21 protein-coding genes and 1 tRNA gene are annotated in these 19,301 nt (G+C 32.9%); 15 read left to right on the forward strand and 7 right to left on the reverse strand.

Annotated elements, in window-relative coordinates; translation table 11 throughout:
• The first annotated feature begins 61 nt into the window (after positions 1-61).
• The 7 genes from ABRY23_06325 to ABRY23_06355 all read left to right on the forward strand — a co-directional run bounded on the left by ABRY23_06325 (position 62) and on the right by ABRY23_06355 (position 6,090).
• A complete protein-coding gene (locus tag ABRY23_06325) occupies positions 62-505 on the forward strand; it encodes a MerR family transcriptional regulator (protein ID MFA3782668.1) in 444 nt (147 codons plus the stop codon).
• A 3-nt stretch (positions 506-508) separates the two neighbouring features.
• The gene (locus ABRY23_06330) at positions 509-2,716 is read left to right on the forward strand and encodes a molybdopterin-dependent oxidoreductase (protein MFA3782669.1); all 2,208 of its coding nucleotides are present in this window, start codon (positions 509-511) and stop codon (positions 2,714-2,716) included.
• Position 2,717: 1 nt separating this feature from the next.
• Entirely contained in the window at positions 2,718-3,254 is a 537-nt protein-coding gene (locus ABRY23_06335) for a 4Fe-4S dicluster domain-containing protein (protein ID MFA3782670.1), read from the forward strand.
• 61 nt (positions 3,255-3,315) lie between these two features.
• Entirely contained in the window at positions 3,316-4,260 is a 945-nt protein-coding gene (gene nrfD / locus ABRY23_06340) for an NrfD/PsrC family molybdoenzyme membrane anchor subunit (protein ID MFA3782671.1), read from the forward strand.
• A gap of 14 nt (positions 4,261-4,274) precedes the next feature.
• Complete coding sequence (locus ABRY23_06345) at positions 4,275-4,847, forward strand: YeeE/YedE thiosulfate transporter family protein (GenBank protein ID MFA3782672.1); 573 nt, start codon at positions 4,275-4,277, stop codon at positions 4,845-4,847.
• The gene (locus ABRY23_06350; protein ID MFA3782673.1) at positions 4,844-5,446 is read left to right on the forward strand and encodes a YeeE/YedE thiosulfate transporter family protein; all 603 of its coding nucleotides are present in this window, start codon (positions 4,844-4,846) and stop codon (positions 5,444-5,446) included. Before ABRY23_06345 ends, ABRY23_06350 begins: the two co-directional genes overlap by 4 nt.
• Positions 5,443-6,090, forward strand: coding sequence for a rhodanese-like domain-containing protein (locus tag ABRY23_06355; protein ID MFA3782674.1), 648 nt, complete (start codon positions 5,443-5,445; stop codon positions 6,088-6,090). The genes ABRY23_06350 and ABRY23_06355 overlap by 4 nt, the downstream gene beginning before the upstream one ends.
• Before the next feature lie 128 nt (positions 6,091-6,218).
• Here ABRY23_06355 and ABRY23_06360 read toward each other — a convergent pair whose 3' ends face one another.
• Genes ABRY23_06360 through ABRY23_06370 form a run of 3 tightly spaced genes read right to left on the reverse strand, consistent with a single transcriptional unit; the run spans position 6,219 to position 8,277 of the window.
• Positions 6,219-6,695 carry a nucleoside-triphosphatase gene (locus ABRY23_06360; GenBank protein MFA3782675.1) on the reverse strand — a complete coding sequence of 159 codons (477 nt, stop codon included), beginning with the start codon at positions 6,693-6,695 and terminating at the stop codon, positions 6,219-6,221.
• Positions 6,688-7,755 (reverse strand): hypothetical protein, encoded by a 1,068-nt coding sequence (locus ABRY23_06365; GenBank protein MFA3782676.1) that lies wholly within the window; start codon positions 7,753-7,755, stop codon positions 6,688-6,690. The genes ABRY23_06360 and ABRY23_06365 overlap by 8 nt, the downstream gene beginning before the upstream one ends.
• Before the next feature lie 33 nt (positions 7,756-7,788).
• Positions 7,789-8,277, reverse strand: a complete 489-nt coding sequence (locus ABRY23_06370) for a MarR family winged helix-turn-helix transcriptional regulator (protein MFA3782677.1) — start codon at positions 8,275-8,277, stop codon at positions 7,789-7,791.
• Positions 8,278-8,647: 370 nt separating this feature from the next.
• On the opposite strand from ABRY23_06370, the gene galE reads away from it, so the two are divergent.
• Genes galE through ABRY23_06385 form a run of 3 tightly spaced genes read left to right on the forward strand, consistent with a single transcriptional unit; the run spans position 8,648 to position 11,531 of the window.
• Entirely contained in the window at positions 8,648-9,619 is a 972-nt protein-coding gene (galE, locus tag ABRY23_06375; GenBank protein ID MFA3782678.1) for a UDP-glucose 4-epimerase GalE, read from the forward strand.
• A gap of 1 nt (position 9,620) precedes the next feature.
• On the forward strand, positions 9,621-10,169 hold the full coding sequence (gene rfbC, locus ABRY23_06380) for a dTDP-4-dehydrorhamnose 3,5-epimerase (protein ID MFA3782679.1): 549 nt from the start codon (positions 9,621-9,623) through the stop codon (positions 10,167-10,169).
• A 24-nt stretch (positions 10,170-10,193) separates the two neighbouring features.
• A complete protein-coding gene (locus ABRY23_06385; GenBank protein MFA3782680.1) occupies positions 10,194-11,531 on the forward strand; it encodes a UDP-glucose/GDP-mannose dehydrogenase family protein in 1,338 nt (445 codons plus the stop codon).
• Here the strand turns inward: ABRY23_06385 and bshA are convergent.
• Positions 11,526-12,653, reverse strand: coding sequence for an N-acetyl-alpha-D-glucosaminyl L-malate synthase BshA (gene bshA / locus ABRY23_06390; protein ID MFA3782681.1), 1,128 nt, complete (start codon positions 12,651-12,653; stop codon positions 11,526-11,528). The two genes, ABRY23_06385 and bshA, sit on opposite strands and share 6 nt — an antisense overlap.
• 78 nt (positions 12,654-12,731) lie before the next feature.
• On the opposite strand from bshA, the gene ABRY23_06395 reads away from it, so the two are divergent.
• Together ABRY23_06395 and rfbD are read left to right on the forward strand one after the other, a co-directional pair.
• Positions 12,732-13,607: a carbohydrate kinase family protein gene (locus ABRY23_06395; protein ID MFA3782682.1), complete on the forward strand. Its 876-nt coding sequence runs from the start codon at positions 12,732-12,734 to the stop codon at positions 13,605-13,607.
• Positions 13,594-14,517, forward strand: coding sequence for a dTDP-4-dehydrorhamnose reductase (gene rfbD, locus ABRY23_06400; GenBank protein MFA3782683.1), 924 nt, complete (start codon positions 13,594-13,596; stop codon positions 14,515-14,517). Before ABRY23_06395 ends, rfbD begins: the two co-directional genes overlap by 14 nt.
• Before the next feature lie 138 nt (positions 14,518-14,655).
• Here rfbD and ABRY23_06405 read toward each other — a convergent pair whose 3' ends face one another.
• The 3 genes from ABRY23_06405 to ABRY23_06415 form a co-directional block, all read right to left on the reverse strand.
• Complete coding sequence (locus tag ABRY23_06405) at positions 14,656-14,931, reverse strand: hypothetical protein (protein ID MFA3782684.1); 276 nt, start codon at positions 14,929-14,931, stop codon at positions 14,656-14,658.
• A gap of 272 nt (positions 14,932-15,203) precedes the next feature.
• Positions 15,204-15,277: transfer RNA gene (locus ABRY23_06410), tRNA-Arg, on the reverse strand.
• A gap of 5 nt (positions 15,278-15,282) precedes the next feature.
• Complete coding sequence (locus tag ABRY23_06415; protein MFA3782685.1) at positions 15,283-15,651, reverse strand: sulfite exporter TauE/SafE family protein; 369 nt, start codon at positions 15,649-15,651, stop codon at positions 15,283-15,285.
• Positions 15,652-15,800: 149 nt separating this feature from the next.
• Between ABRY23_06415 and ABRY23_06420 the strand changes: the two genes are divergently transcribed.
• The 3 genes from ABRY23_06420 (at position 15,801) to eno (ending at position 18,919) form a co-directional block, all read left to right on the forward strand.
• Positions 15,801-16,637: a sulfite exporter TauE/SafE family protein gene (locus tag ABRY23_06420; protein ID MFA3782686.1), complete on the forward strand. Its 837-nt coding sequence runs from the start codon at positions 15,801-15,803 to the stop codon at positions 16,635-16,637.
• On the forward strand, positions 16,634-17,014 hold the full coding sequence (locus ABRY23_06425; protein MFA3782687.1) for a DUF1634 domain-containing protein: 381 nt from the start codon (positions 16,634-16,636) through the stop codon (positions 17,012-17,014). The genes ABRY23_06420 and ABRY23_06425 overlap by 4 nt, the downstream gene beginning before the upstream one ends.
• 606 nt (positions 17,015-17,620) lie before the next feature.
• A complete protein-coding gene (gene eno, locus ABRY23_06430; protein MFA3782688.1) occupies positions 17,621-18,919 on the forward strand; it encodes a phosphopyruvate hydratase in 1,299 nt (432 codons plus the stop codon).
• Positions 18,920-19,301 lie beyond the last annotated feature (382 nt).

Raw genomic sequence — 19,301 nt, forward strand, 5'->3', positions numbered from 1 at the left:
GTGATAAATGGCAAGTAAGTTGATAATTATAAATGTCAACTTTTGATACGAGAATTAAAAAATGAATTTGAATTTTTCTGAGGATATGCCTGTTTATTCAATTGGTACTGCGGCAAAGCTGTTAAACGTTTCGGTTCATACTTTAAGAATGTATGAGAGAGAAGGACTGTTTATACCTTTTAAAAAAGATTCTTCTCAAAGGCTTTTCTCCAAAAAAGATTTAGAACGTATTAGCTGTATTCGACAAGCAATTAATGAAAGTAAAATAAGTATTAATGGGATAAAAGCGATTTATTCTTTAATACCATGCTGGGAAGTAAAGAAATGTTCTAAGACCGGCAGAAAAAATTGTCTGGCTTTTGTTGAACATTCAAAACCATGCTGGACCTACAAACACAAAGCGAATGATTGCGAAGGAAATTCTTGTAGAGATTGTGATGTTTATACTAACTATTCGCAATGTAAAAATATCAAAGAATTACTAAAATCTATGGTAAGGAAGTAAGCGATGGAATTATCAAGAAGGAAATTTTTAAAACTAACAGGATTTACGATTGGTGCAGCTGCTGCGGCTGGTGCAATGAACCCTCTCGTTAAAGGAGCAAAGAGAATAGATACAAAGTTTAACAAAGTTGAAAAGGGAATTAGAAAAGTTCCAACTTACTGCAGCATGTGTTTTTGGAAATGCAGTGCAATAGCATATGTGAGGGATGGGCAATTATGGAAAATTGAAGGTAACCCAGAAGACCCGTTAAGCAATGGCAGATTGTGTCCACGTGGAACCGGTGGAGTAGGCGCACACTATGATCCCGATAGACTTAGAGCACCTTTGATTCGTAAAAAACAAAGAGGTGAGGAGAAGTGGGTTGAAGTTACTTGGGAAGAAGCACTAAGCTTTGTAGCAGATAAAATGAAGAAAATTAAAAGTGATTATGGACCCGAATCAATTGGGTTGTTCAGTCACGGTATAGGTGGTGGTTTTATTAAACATTTGTTAAAGGCTTACGGTACGAATAACATTGCTGCTCCTTCTTTTGATCAATGTTTAGGACCAAGAGATGTTGGCTTTGAATTAACATTTGGAGATGTTGTTGGCGGACCAGAAAGAACTGATATTGAAAACTCAAGGTGTTTAGTATTAATCGGAACTCACCTCGGCGAAAACATGCATAATACACAAGTCCAAGAATTTGCAAAAGCAATTGAAAATGGTGCTACTATTATTGTTGTTGACCCAAGATTATCCACCGCGGCTTCTAAAGCAAAATATTATCTGCCAATTAAACCTGGAACAGACATTGCATTGTTGCTTACATGGATAAATATTCTTATCTCAGAAAATTTATACGACAAAGAGTACATTGATAGATATGCTTTTGGTTTTGAGCAGCTTAAAGCAGAGGTAAGTCAATACACTCCTGAATGGGCTTATCCAATAACAGGAATAGAACCGGAGCTGATTAAAGCTACAGCAAGAGAAATGGGTAAAAATAAACCCAACACTTTGGTTCACCCTGGAAGACATTCGGTTTGGTATGGAGACGATACTCAACGTGCACGTGCGTTAGCAATATTAAATGCACTCTTAGGTTCTTGGGGTAGAAAAGGAGGTTTAACTAATCAGGATGTATTCTACATTCCTCCGTATCCTTATCCTCCTTACCCAAAACCGCAAAAAGAAAATGCGGATAATCCGAATAAAAAATATCCCTTCGGTGGTGAAGAAGGTTATACAACTGGATTGAGAGAAGCAACAATTACTGGAAAACCTTATCCAATTAAAGGCTGGTTTGTTTATGGCACAAATTTGATTTATTCACTGCCAAATACAGAAGAAACAGTTAAAGCAATTCAAAACTTAGATTTACTTGTTGTAATAGATGTTATACCAAGCGAGATAGCTGGTTGGGCAGATGTTGTTCTGCCGGAAGCAATCTACTTAGAAAGATATGATGAATTGTTTGCCCCATATTACAAGCAGCCGTTCGTTTCTTTGAGACAGCCGGTGGTTGGCCCTCCAGCAGATCAAAAACCTGGATGGTGGATTGCAAAAAAACTTGGCGAAAAACTTGGTCTACATGAATATTTCAAATGGAAAGACATTGAAGAATATTTGGATACTAGACTGAAAATGGCAGGATTAAGCTTGGCAGAACTGAAAAAGAAGGGTGTTGTTAAAGGTCAGAAAATCCCACTTTATATTGAAGAAGGATTTAAACCGGAATTCAATACACCGACAGGTAAAATTGAACTTTATTCAACTCAACTTGCCAAGTTGGGTTACGACCCAATTCCTAAATTTACAAAACACCCCGAACCTCCGGCAGGTTATTTTAGACTATTGTTTGGACGCGCTCCTATGCATTCTTTCAGTAGAACCCAAACAAATCCTACTCTTAATAATGTTATGAGTGAAAATGAAGTTTGGATTAATTCAGATATTGCAAAAAGACTTGGAATAAAATCTGGTGATTATGTTAAACTAAAAAATATTGATGGTGTTGTTAGCAATAAAATAAAAGTAAAGGCGACTGAAAGGATAAGAACAGATTCAATCTTTTTGGTGCATGGATTTGGTCATAATTCCAAAATGCTTAAACATGCATATTTAAAAGGTGCCAGCGATTCGCAGTTAATTACAAATTATAAAATAGACCCGTTAATGGGCGGCACCGCTATGAATGTAAATTTTGTAACTATTGAAACAGAGGTCTAAAATGTCCCGATATGGAATGGTAATTGACACAAAAAAATGTGTAGGCTGTACAGATTGTGTAATTGCTTGTGAAACTGAGAATAATGTTCCTTATGGTTTTTCAAGGTCATGGGTTAATCAAATTGCAATTGGGAAATTTCCCGATACTAAAGTTGAAATACTTTCTGAACGTTGTAATCATTGCAGTAATCCTCCTTGTGTTCATGTATGTCCGACTGGTGCAAGTTATGTAAATGAATTGGGTATTGTTTTGGTAGACCATGATAAATGTATTGGATGTAAAGCTTGCGTTGAAGCATGTCCGTACGGCGCAAGGTATATTCATCCCGACGGCTATGCAGATAAGTGCACTTTTTGCAATCATAGAGTAGAAAAAGGTGAGGACCCGGCTTGTGTAGCTGTTTGTCCTACTCATAGTATGTATTTCGGTGATTTAGATGATCCAAATAGTGAAGTGAGTAAATTGTTAAATTCCCGTGAACATCATACTATTTTACCGGAGATAGGGACTGAACCAAAAATATTTTACTTAAAATGAAATGATGAAAACTCATTTTTAATTCGATTTAATAAATAATTTTTTTATAGGATGCGGCATTATGTTTGAACTATCAACAACAAGGAACAATCCACTAATTGATCCTGCATTGCATGCTTGGGGCTGGGAAATTCCAATTTACCTTTTCTTAGGTGGCTTGGTTGCAGGTATGATGATAATTTCAGGTTATTTTATTTTTAGCGGCAGACAAAAAAATCCAGATTGCGCTTGTAATTTTTTACCTTTCTTTAGCATTTTTTTCTTGACCATCGGTATGCTCTCTTTGTTCTTCGACCTTGAAAATAAAATTAATGTTTGGAGACTTTATACAACTTTTCAACTTACATCGCCCATGTCTTACGGCGCATGGATACTTATCTTAGTTTATCCAGCATTAGTATTAAATATTTTCATAAGGCCTCCTCAGTTGTTAATTAACAAAATTCCAAAGCTTAAGATTATCTCCGATAAATTGTACGAAAGAAGCTATCTTATTAAGTGGATAGGCGTTTTAAATATGATTTGGGGTTTTCTGCTTGGCGCATATACTGGTGTATTATTAAGCACAATGAGCGCAAGACCACTTTGGAACTCATCTTTACTTTGGATGCTTTTTATTGTTTCAGGTTTGTCTTCTGCGGCTGCTTTTGTTCATATGATTGCAAGAGACCGATACGAAAGAGAATTGTTGGCCAAAGCGGATAACGGATTTTTAACAACTGAAATTTTTGTAATTGCTCTCTTGTTAATTGGATTGCTTACCTCTTCACAATCGGGTATAAATGCTGCTAAGCTTTTACTAACCGGACCATTTGCCTCTACGTTTTGGGTACTTGTTGTTGGTATTGGTATCCTTATTCCTTTACCTCTTCAACTATTAGCAGTAAATCATAAAGTTAAGCATACACCTATTCCTCCATTAATGGTTATTATGGGGGGACTAATATTAAGATTTGTTATTGTTTATGCGGGACAATACAGTAATTGGTTGAATATTCATTTTTAATATGGAGCTAACAAATGAGAACAATCTCAGCATTATTTCCTAAAAAAATTAAGGTGGAAGAATTAACTGCTATTGAAGCTAAACCTTATTCAAATCCATACTTAGTTGGATTTGGACTTGGTTTAGTATTATTAGCTACATTTGTAATTATGGGCAGAGGATTGGGAGCTTCGGGTGCAATGTCAAGCATTGTCGCTGTTACAGTAGATAAATTATCCCCAGAATATGCTTCCCAAAATTCATTTTTTAAGAATTATTTAGGGGATGGAACCACAAATCCACTTAAAGACTGGCTGGTATTTGAAGTACTTGGTGTTTTTGTGGGCGGGTTTATTTCAGCATTACTTGCCGGTAGAATTAAAAGAACTGTGGAAAAAGGACCCCACATATCAACTTCGCTTCGACTTGTTTTTGCTTTTGTAGGCGGGTCATTTATGGGCTTTGGTGCTATGCTTGCACGTGGCTGTACAAGTGGACAGGCACTTACAGGCGGTGCTTTGCTTAATTTGGGAAGTTGGGTTTTTATGTTAATGGTTTTTGCCGGAGCTTATGCAATGGCTTATTTTATAAGGAGGCAATGGTTATGAATGCACCTTTTTTTAAATTCGGTTTTTTTGGTAACGAGGTTAGTTTAATTCTTGCATTTGTGATTGGTATTGCTTTTGGATTTGCACTTGAAAGAGGAGGATTTGGTAACGCAAGAATTTTGGCCGCTCAATTTTATTTTACTGATATGCGCGTTCTTAAAGTGATGTTTACTGCAATCGTTACTGCGATGCTTGGCGTTTATTATTTAACATGGATTGGCTGGCTTGACTTGTCTTTAGTCTACATTAGCGATACTTATATGCTACCTCAAGCTTTGGGTGGCTTTATTCTCGGTGTGGGTTTTGTAATTGGAGGGTATTGCCCCGGTACCTCAGTGGTTTCTTTTGCTTCAGGTAGATTAGATGGACTGATTTTTATTTTAGGCGTTATGTTTGGAATCTTTGTCTTTGGCGTAGTATTTCCTTTAATAAACTCTTTTTACTATTCGACTTATATGGGCAAGGTTACTTTACAAGAATGGTCTGATACATCGTATGGGTTTATGGTGTTTTTAGTTGTAGTAATGGCTTTGGCTGCTTTTGTTGTGGCAGAAAAAGTAGAAAAGAAAATGTCTGAAAAATTAAAGGTCTCAAAATGAATAAAATATTCTCAAAGCTTGATGCATCTAAAAAATTAGCTTTAATTGCCTTACTGCTTGGTATTGCTGCTTTATTTATAGGTAACCCCAAAAATTCAACGAGCATAAGGGTTAATGTCAAAGAATTGGCTCAGTCAACATTGAACGATAAAGAACTAATTTCTGTGAATGATTTAGCTGAATGGATAATTAAAGGCAATTCTGATTTTGTATTAGTTGACTTACGCGACAGTAAAAGTTATAGTGAGTACAATATTCCTACTTCAATCAATATTCGTTTGAATGAGCTACTAAATTCTAACCTTTTACGAAATCAAAAGATAATTTTATATGGAAATGATGACATTACTGCAGCGCAAGCGTGGTTTATTTTAAGAAGCGATGGTTATAAAAACGTCTATATTTTAAATGGCGGATTAGAAGCTTGGAAAAATAAAATCTTGTTTCCAGTATTAGCACAAAACGCAAATACAGAGGAAAAAGCAGAATTTGAAAAAATAAAAGAAATAAGCAAATTCTTTGGCGGAACTCCTAAAATTGGTTTGACAGAAAAAAACAATATGCCTGAAATTGAAATGCCTGTACCTAAAATGCCTGCTATGATAAATTTGCAACCGAAGAAAAAGAAAAGAGAAGGATGTTGACAAATTTTTTTGCCAATTAGTGTAGTGTAATGATTCTCTGATTATTGGAAGCGAAAATTTTAGGAATAATTATCATTGTTCTGCAAAGTATAGTGAGAATTAAATTTCATAAAAAGTTTTGAGGTTTATTATATTATTTCATTGAAAAATTTATACTTGTCTGCGAGCTTATAATGCTTTATGGCTTTCTCCAAAATACTTTCACGTATTACTAAAACAATTTTTCCGACAAAAATTTTTTTATTATAGATTAATTCACTAATTAGCGGTTCAAGTCCGTTCCCGTTCAATTCTAATGGCCCAACTTCATCGATAATTAACCAATTTAAATTTTTCCTTATGTTTTGATTTAATATAATTTTTGCCCAATCAAACGTATCTTTGTTAAAAAAATACTTTCCGATTTTATATGAATTTGATGTTTCATTAGTTTCTAATGGTTTCAAGGTTTTGGTGGAAAGATGGTAAATGTATCGTTTTCCTTCAATAAGAGGTTGTAATATTCCATCAATATTTTTTTGAGCTGAAGCCCATTGCAGCAAACGTGTCGTTTTACCTGTGCCAATTTTACCTGTATAAATATATATGTTATTTATCTTACTCATTTAGTTCGTAAATAAGAATCATAATGAGTGATGTATAAAGAAAATTTTTAATTCTTGTTATTCCTTTTTTATCCTGAGAATTCTCCCATGCATAGTTAAGCAATGTCTTGAACTTTGGAAATAAGCTAATTGCTCTGTTTATTTCAGAATTGTAAGCTAATTGTTTTTTTACAATTACTTTTCTAAAGAATTTTACAATGACTGGTGAAAGAAAATAGAACCAAATTAAAGTAATAGCAAATGATCTTATAATCATTAATAATATTTCAATTGATTTCTGTTTGTTGAATTGCGGAGTAAAATATGAGTAAACGGCAAGACTAAAAAATATAGTAAGAATTATTATCCCTGATGTTTTTTGCCACCACTTTTTCTTTTTGTTGGTTTTTCTTTTTTCAAAAAGATCTATATTATTATTAAACTTTTCGTTGTCGATCTTAAACATGTCGGCCATTTGTTTAATTTTTTGTGGAATTGAAAAGGCCTTAATACCAACTATTAATCCAGCAAATGCATGTATACTTATGTAGATTGATATTAAAACAATACTTATGTTTTGTGGCAGAATAGATACAACCAAATTCAGTTCCTTCAATATGGATTCATAAAAAAGATCAATTGAATGCCAAAAAGTAGTCCCAAATAAAATAGTGAGGATAATAATTTTTTGTAAAGCCGAAAGTGTTAAAGCAGTAACGCCTAAAAGTATTGTAGAAAGAAGTTCGTATTTGAAAAAACTAAAAAATAAAAAACCTAATAACCCTTGTAACGAAACTGCAAAATAAGCGGTTAATGGTGCATAGGGACTAACAACTGCTTTTATTAAAATTACAGTCATAGTTGAACGTAAAATCATTATTGGTTTTTTACTATAATGGGCAATAAGGAAAATAAAAAGTACCGCAAAACTTCCTATAATTAAACCTGTAAAAGGTATTTTTAATATATGAAGAATTCCTCCGAATACAGATTCAGTAAATCCCCAAATAGCAGTAACCTTTTGCACAGCTGCTATTGAATTAAAATGGGTAGGTTTATAATCCCAAGTTACTTCTCTCAATTTTACTAAAATCCTTTTATTCTGATAAGTTAACTACAATGTTAAATTTTCTAATGATTGTTCTTTTTGCAGCCAAGAATCCAATGCAGAGATTACAATGCTAAGCGTTTCTAAAACTACATTACGTTTTCCAGGTTCAATTTGTTGTAGAATTTCTTTGTGAAGCTGTATATACTTTTTGTCAACGGAAGCTAAAAAGGGTCTGCTTTTCTCGGTCAAATATACAATCACATTTCTTTTATCGGCATCGTTTACTCTTCTTTTAATCAACTCTTTTGATTCTAACGAAGTAATAATATGGGTTACCCTTCCTTGAGTAATTTGCAAATTAGATGCTATTTCTTTTACTGGCATTTCATTCTTGAAAGTGAACAAACGTAAGCATTTAAATTCTGCTGGCGTTAAGTTAATTAAGTTGGCAAAATGTTTTTCTTTGTCAGCACACTTTTTTGAAATCTCACAAGTTAGTTCAGCCATTTTTTCAGCTTGTGATAAAAGCTCTTCTTCGTTAATTGAATTCATATTTCACCTCTTATAATTCACTATGCAAATTAGTTTTTTGCACAAGTATGTACAAGCATATCTCGTTACTTAATTTAGTGTTTAATTACGACTATAAGTCTACTTTCAAGCCCATCTTTTGATTTTTATACAAAAATTTTGCTTCTTAATAATTATAGAATACTTAGCTTAAAAATTCATTAGAACTATTTTTTTGACAACTGCCAACTTTTCATGGCTATCATAATTACTTTGCTGCTTGATAACTGAGATTAGTTGTTGATTATCCAATATGAGGTTCAATTTTTTAGCAAAAATTTCTTACATAATATTCCTTTTTTAGTTAATACAAAGTTATTTTTGCTTAACATTTATATTAAAGTTTTTGTCAATGAAAATATTAGTTACAGGTGGTGCGGGCTATATTGGATCTCACTTTGTAAAATTTATGAATAATGGCGATAATGAGATTACGGTAATTGATAATCTCTCGCGTGGTTATAAACAAGCAATACCTAAAAATGTAAAGTTTTTTCATATAGGCATAGAAGAGTACGATAAATTAATCTCAATTTTGCAAAACAATAATTTTGATGTTGTTGTTCATTTTGCTGCTTATGCTTACGTGGGGGAATCAGTTGAAAAGCCCGATATTTACTATGAGAACAATGTTATAGGCAGTTACAAATTGATTAAAGCTGCAGCAGTTTCGGGAATAAAAAAATTTGTTTTTTCATCGACTTGCTCAGTCTACGGTAATCCTGTAAATATTCCTATTTCGGAAGAGCAATATCCAATCCCAATCAATCCTTATGCTAAAAGCAAATTAATCATTGAAAGCATGCTTAAAGATTTTGAGAGCAGTCATGGGATGAATTATATTAGCTTGAGGTATTTTAATGCTGCCGGATGTGATTTTGAAGGTTCTATTGGCGAGAGCCATAACCCTGAACCACATTTAATACCAAATGTTCTTTTGGCATCATTAGGCAAGAAAAAGTTGTACATTTATGGTAACGATTATCCAACACCTGACGGTACATGTATTCGCGATTATGTTCATGTGGTTGATTTATCCGAAGCACATTATAAAGCAATAAAGCTGCTTAATAAAGAAAATAAATCATACATTATTAATTTAGGAAGTGGAAGAGGATATTCTAATTTAGAAATTTTACGGGTATCTGAAGAAATTGCTAAAACAAGAATTCCTTTCACTTTTTCTGAACGAAGAAAAGGCGATCCAGCAATTTTAATTGCAGATATTAAAAAAGCTGCCGAATTATTAAATTGGAAACCCAAATATAATTTGTATGATATCATTACTACTGCTTATTTATGGCTGAAAAATCCGAAATACTAATATGAACATTGAAAAAGTCTTTATAAAAGATTTGCTGATTATAAAACCTGATGTTTACTACGATTCAAGAGGATTTTTTTTTGAGTCTTATAATAAAAGTAGATTCGAAAATATAGGATTGAATTATAATTTTGTGCAAGATAATATCTCAAAGTCAAAAAAAGGGACAATTAGAGGATTGCACTATCAAGTTGGAGAAAGTGCACAAGATAAGTTATGCTTTGTGCTACTTGGAAAGGTTCTTGATGTCGCCGTAGATATTAGATTTGGTTCACCAACTTTCGGTAAATATTTTTCTATAGAACTTTCTGAAGAAAATAAACTGCAATTTTTAATTCCTAAAGGCTTTGCGCATGGTTTTTCTGTCTTATCTGAAGAGGCTGTTTTTTGTTATAAATGCTCTTCGTTCTATAATAAGAATAGCGAAAGAATTATAAGGTTCGATGACCCTAATCTTTCTATCGATTGGAAAGTTGATAAGCCAATTGTTTCGGATAAGGACTTAAATGGTAAGTTATTTTCGGAAATAGACAAAGATTTTACATATTAGTTGTTTGCATTAACAGGAGGTTTAATGAATCTTTCAATTATTGGTACAGGGTATGTTGGATTGGTAACTGGGACTTGTTTTGCTGAAATGGGAAATTATGTTATTTGTGTTGATAATAATGTTACAAAATTAAGAAAATTAAAAAAAGGCATTGTACCTATTTATGAACCCGGTCTGGATATTCTATTCACAAGAAATTTAGAAAAGAAAAGATTGACTTTTACAGACGACCTTCAATTTGCAGTTTTAAATTCAGAGATAATTTTTCTTTGTTTACCCACCCCGCAAAGTGAAGATGGTTCAGCCGATTTAAAACATGTGCGCGAGGTTACTGAAAAAATTGGAACGATATTGAAAAAGAAAGGGAATAAAAGCCTGAAAATAATCGTCAATAAAAGTACAGTCCCTGTAGGCACATCTAAAGAATTGATTAAAATTTTGCAGGAAAAAGGTCTAAAAAATTTCGATGTTGTTTCCAACCCGGAATTTTTACGTGAAGGATTTGCCGTTGAAGATTTTATGAAACCAGACAGAATAGTATTAGGAGCCAAGAGTAAAGAAGCATTAGAAAAAATGAAATTATTATACGAGCCTTTTGTAAGACAAGGAAATCCAATCTTGGAAATGGATCATGAAAGCGCTGAAGTTACAAAATACGCTGCAAATTCTTACCTTGCAATGAGAATTACCTTTATGAATGAACTGGCAAATTTTTGCGAGAAAGTTGGAGCTAATGTAGACCTTGTTAGAAAAGGATTGGGATCGGATACAAGAATTGGAAAAAGATTTTTATTCCCTGGAATTGGTTATGGTGGTTCTTGCTTCCCAAAAGATGTAAATGCTTTGATTAATACTTCAAAGCAGTACGGCTCAGAAATGACAATCTTAACCCAAGTAAGTAAAGTAAACGAAAGGCAAAAACTAATATTAATAGAAAAGCTAAAAGCTCACTTTAATAATGATATTCATAATAAGAAAATTGCTGTATGGGGTTTGGCTTTTAAACCAAATACTGATGACATGAGGGAGGCAGCATCTATCTCTGTTATTAAAGAACTGTTAAGAAATAAAATTACTGTTGCAGCATACGACCCCGCAGCTATGGAAAATGCAAAATACTATTTTAACGATTCAATAGAATATTCAGATGAACCCTATGGCGCACTTAAAAATGCAGATGCATTGATGATTTTAACAGAATGGAATGAGTTTCGTAATCCAGACTTTGAAAAAATTAAAAGCGAACTCAAACATAAAATTATATTTGATGGAAGAAATATTTTTGACCCAGATAAAATGGAGGAGCTTGGGTTCACTTACTACAGCATTGGAAGAAGAGCTGTTATCCAGAAAAAATCATAGGTTTAGGATTTTTTCGTAGTATTTAACATACTTTGGTACAATATAATTTTTGTCAAAATTATTTACCGCTCTTGCACGTGAGTTGGCAGAAAATACAGCATATTTTTTTTCATTCTGCAATAATTCAATTACGTATTTTGCCATTCGTTCGATATCTCCAATTTCAGCAATGTAGCCTGTTTCGTTGTGAACTACTAATTCTGGTAAACCTCCTACACTTGTGCTAACTACTGGCAACCCGCAAGCCATAGCTTCAAGGGCACTTAAACCAAAACTTTCAGATTGTGAAGGCATTATAAAAATATCACATGCATTTAATATATCTGCCAGACCATCCTGCTTGCCTAAAAAGATAACATCCTTTTGTAAATCTAATTCCCTTGTAAGTCTTTCACATTCTGATCTGTCAGGTCCATCACCAATTAACACCAGCTTTGATGGAATTTCTTTTTTTACTTTTTGCAGTATCCGAATAGCATCAGGTACTCGTTTAACTTGTCTAAAATTTGAAGTGTGTACTAATATCTTTTCACCATTGCAACCAATGTGTTTTCTAAAGGATTTGTTTTCATTTGGCTTATAAATATTTGTGTCAACAAAATTATGTATTACTTCTATCTCTTTGTTTATGTTATAATTTGTAAGTGTTTTTTCTTTTAAGAATCTTGAAACCGCAGTAACTCCGTCGCTTTCTTCAATACTGAACTTAACTAATGGCATAAAAGAAGGTTCAAGTCCCACAAGTGTGATGTCAGTCCCATGTAAGGTTGTAATAAATTTAAAATCTCCGCCCATTTTTTTCTTAACTTGCTTTGCTAAATATGCGCTAACAGCATGTGGAATAGCATAATGAACATGAAGTATGTCTAGGCTTTCATATTGAGCTACTTCCAATATTTTGCTTGTCAATGCTAATCCATATAAGGAATGTTCAAATAGTGGATAGTTACTCACTTCAACTTCGTGGAAGTAAATATTCTCAATATATTTATTTAACCTGCGGGGTAGAGCGTAACTAATAAAATGGACTTGGTGACCTTCTGAGGCAAGAGCTATTCCAAGCTCAGTTGCTACAACTCCGCTACCGCCATAAGTTGGATAACATGTAATTCCAATTTTCATTTTGTTTATAAAATTAGTTGTTAAGTTTATGCTTATTTATTTTTTTATTGCATCTAAAATAATTCTTTTTTGCTAAGCATGAAAATATTGTTAATTGGCAGCACAATACTAGACAATATCGAATCACCAAGTTTAAGCTTAAAACCTGGTGGTGTTTTTTATAATACTTTGGCATTTTCATTTATCTTAAAAAATACCGACGAACTGTTTTTGTTAACAAGATATAACAGCTACTTGAAATCCTATTACAGCAAGTTTGCTAAAAAAACTAATTTTTCATTTTCTGTTGAATCAAAAAATATACCGGAAGTATATCTAATAATTCAGAATGTTGACGAGAGATCTGAAGTTTACAAAAATATTTCTGCGAGTTTATCAATAAATGAATCTATTGCTTTTAATCAATTTGATGGAATATTTATTAACATGACTACAGGGTTCGACATTACCTTAAAAGATCTATTTTTTATTAGAAAGCGTTTTAACGGACTTATTTATTTTGATGTTCACACACTTGCTAGAGGTATTGATGAGAAGGGGAATAGGAATTTTAAAAAAATTGAAAATGCTAAAGATTGGCTTGCTAATGTAGATATAGTGCAGGCTAATGAGAATGAGTTGTTAACATTAAGCGACAGTACAAACGAGTTTGACATTGCAAACGAAGTATTGACTTTTGGTCCTAAAATATTAATTGTTACAAAAGCCCAAAAAGGTGCAAGATTATTTTACAGAAAGGATAATGCTCTAAACTCCTATTTTGTTAAAGCACAGCAATATCAAGTAGTTAACAAAATTGGGTGTGGAGATGTTTTTGGGACGGTTTTCTTTTATTTTTATATTGCTACAAAAAATATTTTTAACTCGCTTAAAAAGGCTGTAGAAGCAGGTTCATTATCTACAACTTTTACCACTTTTGAAGAATACGAGAGAATTAAAAATGTATTTGGCTGAAGAATTAATAAGAAAAAGGATAGTAATAATTGGTTCAAATGGATTATTAGGCCAACACCTGGTTAATTTTTACAAGAATAATCCGCGAATAGAATTACTGGCTGCCTCAGCTTCAGATAATTCTTGTATTGATGGTGTGCCGTATAAAAAACTTGATATAACAAATAAAAATAAAGTGAGAGAGGTACTTCTGAACTTTTTCCCGGATGTTGTAATTAATGCCGCTGCATATACTGATGTTGATGCATGCGAAACTGATAGAGAAATTTCTTGGAAAATAAATGTGGGTGGTACAGAAAATTTAGCCTTATACTCATGGACTGTAGATGCTCTAATGATTCATATTTCGTCTGATTATATTTTTGATGGAAAATCAGGTCCATATTCCGAAGATGATAAACCTTGCCCAATTAATTATTATGGCAGAACAAAATTAGCTGCCGAGAATACAGTGCGTGCAAGCGGAGTAAGATACTGCATTGTGCGTACAAATGTTTTGTATGGTTCAGCAAAAAACAATAAAACTGATTTTGTTAAGTGGGTAATTAAATCACTCAAATCAAAAAAACAAATTAATGTAGTTACTGACCAAATTAACAATCCAACTTTCGTTGACGATGCAGTTAACGGAATTAATAAATTAATTGAATTTAAGAAAGAAGGTATTTATAATATTGCTGGCGGCGAGTTGCTTTCTCGTTTTGACTTTGCTAAAAAGATAGCTCAATTTTTTGATTTAGATGAATCGCTGATAAAACCAATTGATTCAAAGCAGTTAAAACAAGCTGCTCCTCGGCCACTAAAATCCGGTTTAATTACCTTAAAAGCTCAATCAGAGATAGCTTATAGACCCACTTCATTGTTGAATACACTTAAGAGAATTAAAAAAGATATGAATAATGTAATGTAATTTGCTTATGTGTACTGCTTCAAAAAAAATTCAATAATCACCTAAATTTATGCCCAAATACAATACAAACGTAATTAAACTCAATTGGTACTTCAGAAATTGGAGTTTCAGCAAAATATTTCAAAAAATTTTATGAAGCTAAAAACTTTTTCTCCAGCTGCGCATTAAAAATCCAGTAATAACAAGTGCTAATCCAATCATGGCAATTTTAATATATGAGTCGTGATAATAATAATGGCCGCCGACTATTATTGGAGAGGCAGTTGAGTTTTCGAGAGAATAGTAATTAGAATCGCTGAGAAATTCAGTCTTGTAATTGAAATGAAGAAGTGCATAAAAGATAATAATACTTCCTTGAAGGAAGCATGCAATATCAACCAATGCAAAAACAATATTAGTCATTAAGCGTTTCATTTTTATTTCCTCTAAGAAAGTTTTGAGCTATATACAAAAATTACTATAAAGCAGCAATAAATAGTTATAAGAAACTTCTGAAAGATTCGATGAGTCACTCCTTTAAAACCTTTTTTCACGTAAGTGGGGAACGGGAATCCATTGTTTTCAAAGTAGATTTTCAGCTCCCCACTCTCGGGAGAAAAGGTTTCGTGGGAATGACAACCGCTGATAATTCTACTTTTCAGATGTTTCTATAAGTAGTCAAAATTTTACCTTTTACTAAAAATTTGTACCCCCGAGAGGATTCGAACCTCCGACCAACGGTTTAGGAAACCGCTGCTCTATCCTGCTGAGCTACGGGGGCTAATATTATTTTTTTATAAATAAATAAATTGCCACTAAGAATAAAAAAATTGCAAATATTTTTCTTAGCAAATCTGTTGGTATTTGCACCGCAACTTTAGAAGAGAAATAGCTGCCAATAACAAAAGTAATTACCATTAACATTGCTGCTTTTAGGTCTACGTATCCAGCCTTGTAGTAATTTATTGTTGCTAACAAACCTATTGGTGGAAGCAACATTGCAAGTGTAGTTCCTTGTGCTAATTGCTGTGAATAACCTAAAAAGAAAATTAGCATAGGTATTACTACAATACCGCCGCCTACACCAACAAATCCGCTTAAAACTCCAGAAAGCAATCCAGTTAAAAGTAAAATTAATAATTGTGTTGTGTTCATTTTTGAATTTTATTGATTATTAATTATGCTAAAGAAACATAAAAAGTATCTTAAAAATACTACAATTTTTTTATTTCAAATAACTGCAATAAGTTTGTTACACAAAATTTTTGAAAAATTTGCTAATTGGTAAAAGTGCAGGTATAAGATTGAATAACATAATTTTTACAGTTTTTGTTTACATAGGCTCACTACTTGCAGGCTTTTTAGGCTCTTTAACAGGTTTGGGTGGAGGAATTATAATAGTGCCTATGTTAACTCTATTATTTGGGGTTGATATTCATTACGCTGTAGGCGCTTCATTGATTGCTGTGATTGCCACTTCATCAGGGGCGGCATCGACTTATGTTAAGGAAGGTTACACAAATATTCGAATTGGAATGTTTTTAGAAATTGCAACGACAATTGGCGCTATTATAGGAGCATACTTTGCTGGTTTTGCACCTGCAAATATTATCGCTGTTGTATTCGGTATTGTACTGATTTATTCTGCAATCCAGTCTTTTATCTCCAGAAAGGAAGATAGCTTGATTATCTCTGAAAATAAAATTGCTTCTAAGTTAAAGTTAAATGGTTATTATCCACAAAAAAATGAATGGAAAAAATATTCAATGCAAAGAGTTCCATTAGGTTTTAGTATATGTGTTTTAGCTGGGTTTTTATCTGGACTTTTAGGAATTGGAGGTGGGGCGGTAAAAGTTATTGCAATGGATAGAATTATGAAAATTCCTTTTAAGGTTTCTACCACCACGAGTAATTTTATGATTGGAGTTACTGCTGCGGCAAGCGCTGGAATTTACTTAAAAAATGGTTTTATTAACCCGCCTTTAATAATGCCTGTTTTGCTTGGCGTTTTAACAGGCGCTTTTATTGGAGCTTCAATTTTAGGCCGTACATCTTCAAAGTGGCTGAAAATTTTATTCGGAATTTTAGTACTGTCACTTGCTTTTGAAATGATTAAAAACGCTATATCAGGGAATTTATGAAAGAAAAATTTCTTATCAACGAAGAACGAAAGTTGGAAACATTCTTAGCTGATTTGCTAAGAGTAGGTGTAATAATTTCAGCAGTTTTAGTGGTTGTAGGCGGTATTATTTACTTATATAATTACGGTCATCAACCCCCTCGTTTTTCTGTGTTTAATAATGAACCGTCCGATTTGAAGAATTTTTTTAGCATACTTAAAGGTATGCTTGAATTGAAAAGTTTGTCAATTATTCAATTAGGGATTCTTGCCTTAATTGCTACGCCGGTTCTAAGAGTATTTTTTTCTTTCGTCGGTTTCATTCATGAAAAAGATGTTATGTATTCTTTTTTCACTTTAATTGTACTTAGTGTATTACTTTTTAGTCTTTTTGGCTAAAATATAATTGTTTAGTCGTATTTGTACTTATCTCAATGTTTTATTCATACTTACACTAATTATTTATTAATGATCCCGATCTTGCATAAATAATAAATAAAAAAGTATTTTTTTAGAAATCGCTCGTATTAATTCGGCTAAAATTTTTTATTAGAAAAATTTCCATTCTACATTGTTAAGTTACAGAGGTATTTACTCCAAATCACTGCTGCCCAAAATAATTTTGAAATCAAATTCCGAAGGGATGAATTACCAAATAAATTTAGAAGACTTCAAGATTTTGGACTATTCTACTTGTCTTGTAAATCAATCCCCATCTCGTCCATACGGGACTTTTAACTTCAGTTTGATACTTATTTATTCTATAACATAATCCCTAAAGGGATTACATTGGTTTATGCATAATCAAAGCTTTATTGTCCCGTCATGACAAAATATTTATAGGATAAAGAACAAAGAAATAGATTAAGTCCATTTAGGGACGAAATAAAAAATATATTGGGCAGATATGACCTCAAATAAAAAATTAAGATGCGCCTAAATTGAATTTACCTGCTTAATTTGATAAGTTTTGCCTTCAAAAATAATATAATATTGGAGTAATAAATGACTAACATTATTGATATTTGGGCAAGGGAGATATTAGATTCTCGGGGTAATCCAACACTTGAAGTAGAAGTAACACTTGATTCTGGAATAGTAGGAAGAGCTGCAGTTCCAAGTGGAGCTTCCACAGGTGAGCATGAAGCAGTTGAACTTAGAGATAACGACAAAGCGCGTTATTCTGGTAAAGGTGTTCTTAATGCAGTTGAAAATGTAAACGAAAAAATAGCTGATGAATTGATTGATTTTGATGTTACTGAACAAGTGGCTATTGATAATATGTTGTGTCAATTAGATGGAACTCCAAACAAATCAGAATTAGGTGCTAATGCAATATTGGGCGTTTCTTTGGCGTGTGCTAAAGCGGCTGCTTTGGCGTTAGAACTTCCGCTATACAGGTATATTGGAGGTGTTAATGCCAGAACGTTGCCAGTACCAATGATGAATATCTTAAATGGTGGAAAGCATGCTGATAACAACGTGGATTTTCAAGAATTTATGATTATGCCTGTTGGTGCTTCAAATTTTGCTGAAGCTTTAAGAATGGGCGTGGAAACTTTTCACTCACTGAAGTCCGTTCTTAAGAAAAAAGGCTATAATACTGCTGTAGGCGATGAAGGAGGATTTGCACCCAATTTAAAATCTAATGAAGAAGCTTTGGAAGTAATACTTGAAGCAATTGAAAAAGCTGGCTATAAAGCAGGAAAAGATGTTTGCCTTGCTTTAGACCCCGCCGCTAGCGAGTTTTTTATTAAGGAAAAAAATGCTTATCACTTTTTTAAGTCAGAACCTAATAAAGAAATCCCAGTTGAAAAAATGGTTGATTATTGGGTTAACTGGGTCAAACAATACCCCATTATTTCTTTAGAAGATGGCTTAGCAGAAGATGATTGGGATGGCTGGAAACTGTTAACTGATAAACTTGGAAATAAAATTCAGTTGGTCGGCGACGATTTGTTTGTTACTAATACTGAAAGACTTGCTAAAGGTATAGAAAACGGAGTGGCAAATTCTATCTTAATTAAGGTAAATCAAATTGGTACTTTAACTGAAACACTTGAAGCAATTGAAATGGCAAAGAATGCAGGTTATACTTCTGTAATTTCTCACCGCAGCGGAGAAACTGAAGATACTACCATCGCTGATATTGCTGTAGCAACAAATGCTGGACAGATTAAAACTGGGTCAGCAAGTAGAACAGATAGAATTGCAAAATATAATCAGCTCTTAAGAATTGAAGAAGAACTCGATACTACGGCTCTGTTTTTAGGAATTGATGCGGTTAATTATAATCCAGCTTAAATCTTATGTGTTGATATTTATAGTATGGTTAGATGCTGTTAGCCATTGAACCATTTAGTTTGAAAAAACTGTTGGCTGTAGGATTTGAAATGTTTATTTGTAATCGGTGAAACTTGCCTACAGTATTGGTACAATCTTTTAGCATTCAATTTATTTGTGAACTTAGTCCTACATTTTAGTTTTTTTCAGAAAAAGCATTTTCCTTTGAGGAATACTCGTTATTAAGTAAAATAAAAATAATACAATTGGGTTTTAGATTTATTCTAATTTAACTCTGTAAAAAAACCTTTGGCCATTCGCTGAACACATTTTTTGCATAATAATTTTCTTAAAAAATTTAAATTAATTTATTAGATTGTATATGCCATAAATTTATTCAACA

The sequence above is a fragment of the Melioribacteraceae bacterium 4301-Me genome, from assembly GCA_041538185.1.
Lineage (GTDB): Bacteria > Bacteroidota > Ignavibacteria > Ignavibacteriales > Melioribacteraceae > Pyranulibacter > Pyranulibacter aquaticus.

Coding starts and splice junctions, on each gene's coding strand:
- ABRY23_06325 (MFA3782668.1), top strand. CDS start 62: ATGAATTTGAATTTTTCTGAGGATATGCCTGTTTATTCAATTGGTACT.
- ABRY23_06330 (MFA3782669.1), top strand. CDS start 509: ATGGAATTATCAAGAAGGAAATTTTTAAAACTAACAGGATTTACGATT.
- ABRY23_06335 (MFA3782670.1), top strand. CDS start 2,718: ATGTCCCGATATGGAATGGTAATTGACACAAAAAAATGTGTAGGCTGT.
- nrfD (MFA3782671.1), top strand. CDS start 3,316: ATGTTTGAACTATCAACAACAAGGAACAATCCACTAATTGATCCTGCA.
- ABRY23_06345 (MFA3782672.1), top strand. CDS start 4,275: ATGAGAACAATCTCAGCATTATTTCCTAAAAAAATTAAGGTGGAAGAA.
- ABRY23_06350 (MFA3782673.1), top strand. CDS start 4,844: ATGAATGCACCTTTTTTTAAATTCGGTTTTTTTGGTAACGAGGTTAGT.
- ABRY23_06355 (MFA3782674.1), top strand. CDS start 5,443: ATGAATAAAATATTCTCAAAGCTTGATGCATCTAAAAAATTAGCTTTA.
- ABRY23_06360 (MFA3782675.1), bottom strand. CDS start 6,695: ATGAGTAAGATAAATAACATATATATTTATACAGGTAAAATTGGCACA.
- ABRY23_06370 (MFA3782677.1), bottom strand. CDS start 8,277: ATGAATTCAATTAACGAAGAAGAGCTTTTATCACAAGCTGAAAAAATG.
- galE (MFA3782678.1), top strand. CDS start 8,648: ATGAAAATATTAGTTACAGGTGGTGCGGGCTATATTGGATCTCACTTT.
- rfbC (MFA3782679.1), top strand. CDS start 9,621: ATGAACATTGAAAAAGTCTTTATAAAAGATTTGCTGATTATAAAACCT.
- ABRY23_06385 (MFA3782680.1), top strand. CDS start 10,194: ATGAATCTTTCAATTATTGGTACAGGGTATGTTGGATTGGTAACTGGG.
- bshA (MFA3782681.1), bottom strand. CDS start 12,653: ATGAAAATTGGAATTACATGTTATCCAACTTATGGCGGTAGCGGAGTT.
- ABRY23_06395 (MFA3782682.1), top strand. CDS start 12,732: ATGAAAATATTGTTAATTGGCAGCACAATACTAGACAATATCGAATCA.
- rfbD (MFA3782683.1), top strand. CDS start 13,594: ATGTATTTGGCTGAAGAATTAATAAGAAAAAGGATAGTAATAATTGGT.
- ABRY23_06405 (MFA3782684.1), bottom strand. CDS start 14,931: ATGAAACGCTTAATGACTAATATTGTTTTTGCATTGGTTGATATTGCA.
- ABRY23_06415 (MFA3782685.1), bottom strand. CDS start 15,651: ATGAACACAACACAATTATTAATTTTACTTTTAACTGGATTGCTTTCT.
- ABRY23_06425 (MFA3782687.1), top strand. CDS start 16,634: ATGAAAGAAAAATTTCTTATCAACGAAGAACGAAAGTTGGAAACATTC.
- eno (MFA3782688.1), top strand. CDS start 17,621: ATGACTAACATTATTGATATTTGGGCAAGGGAGATATTAGATTCTCGG.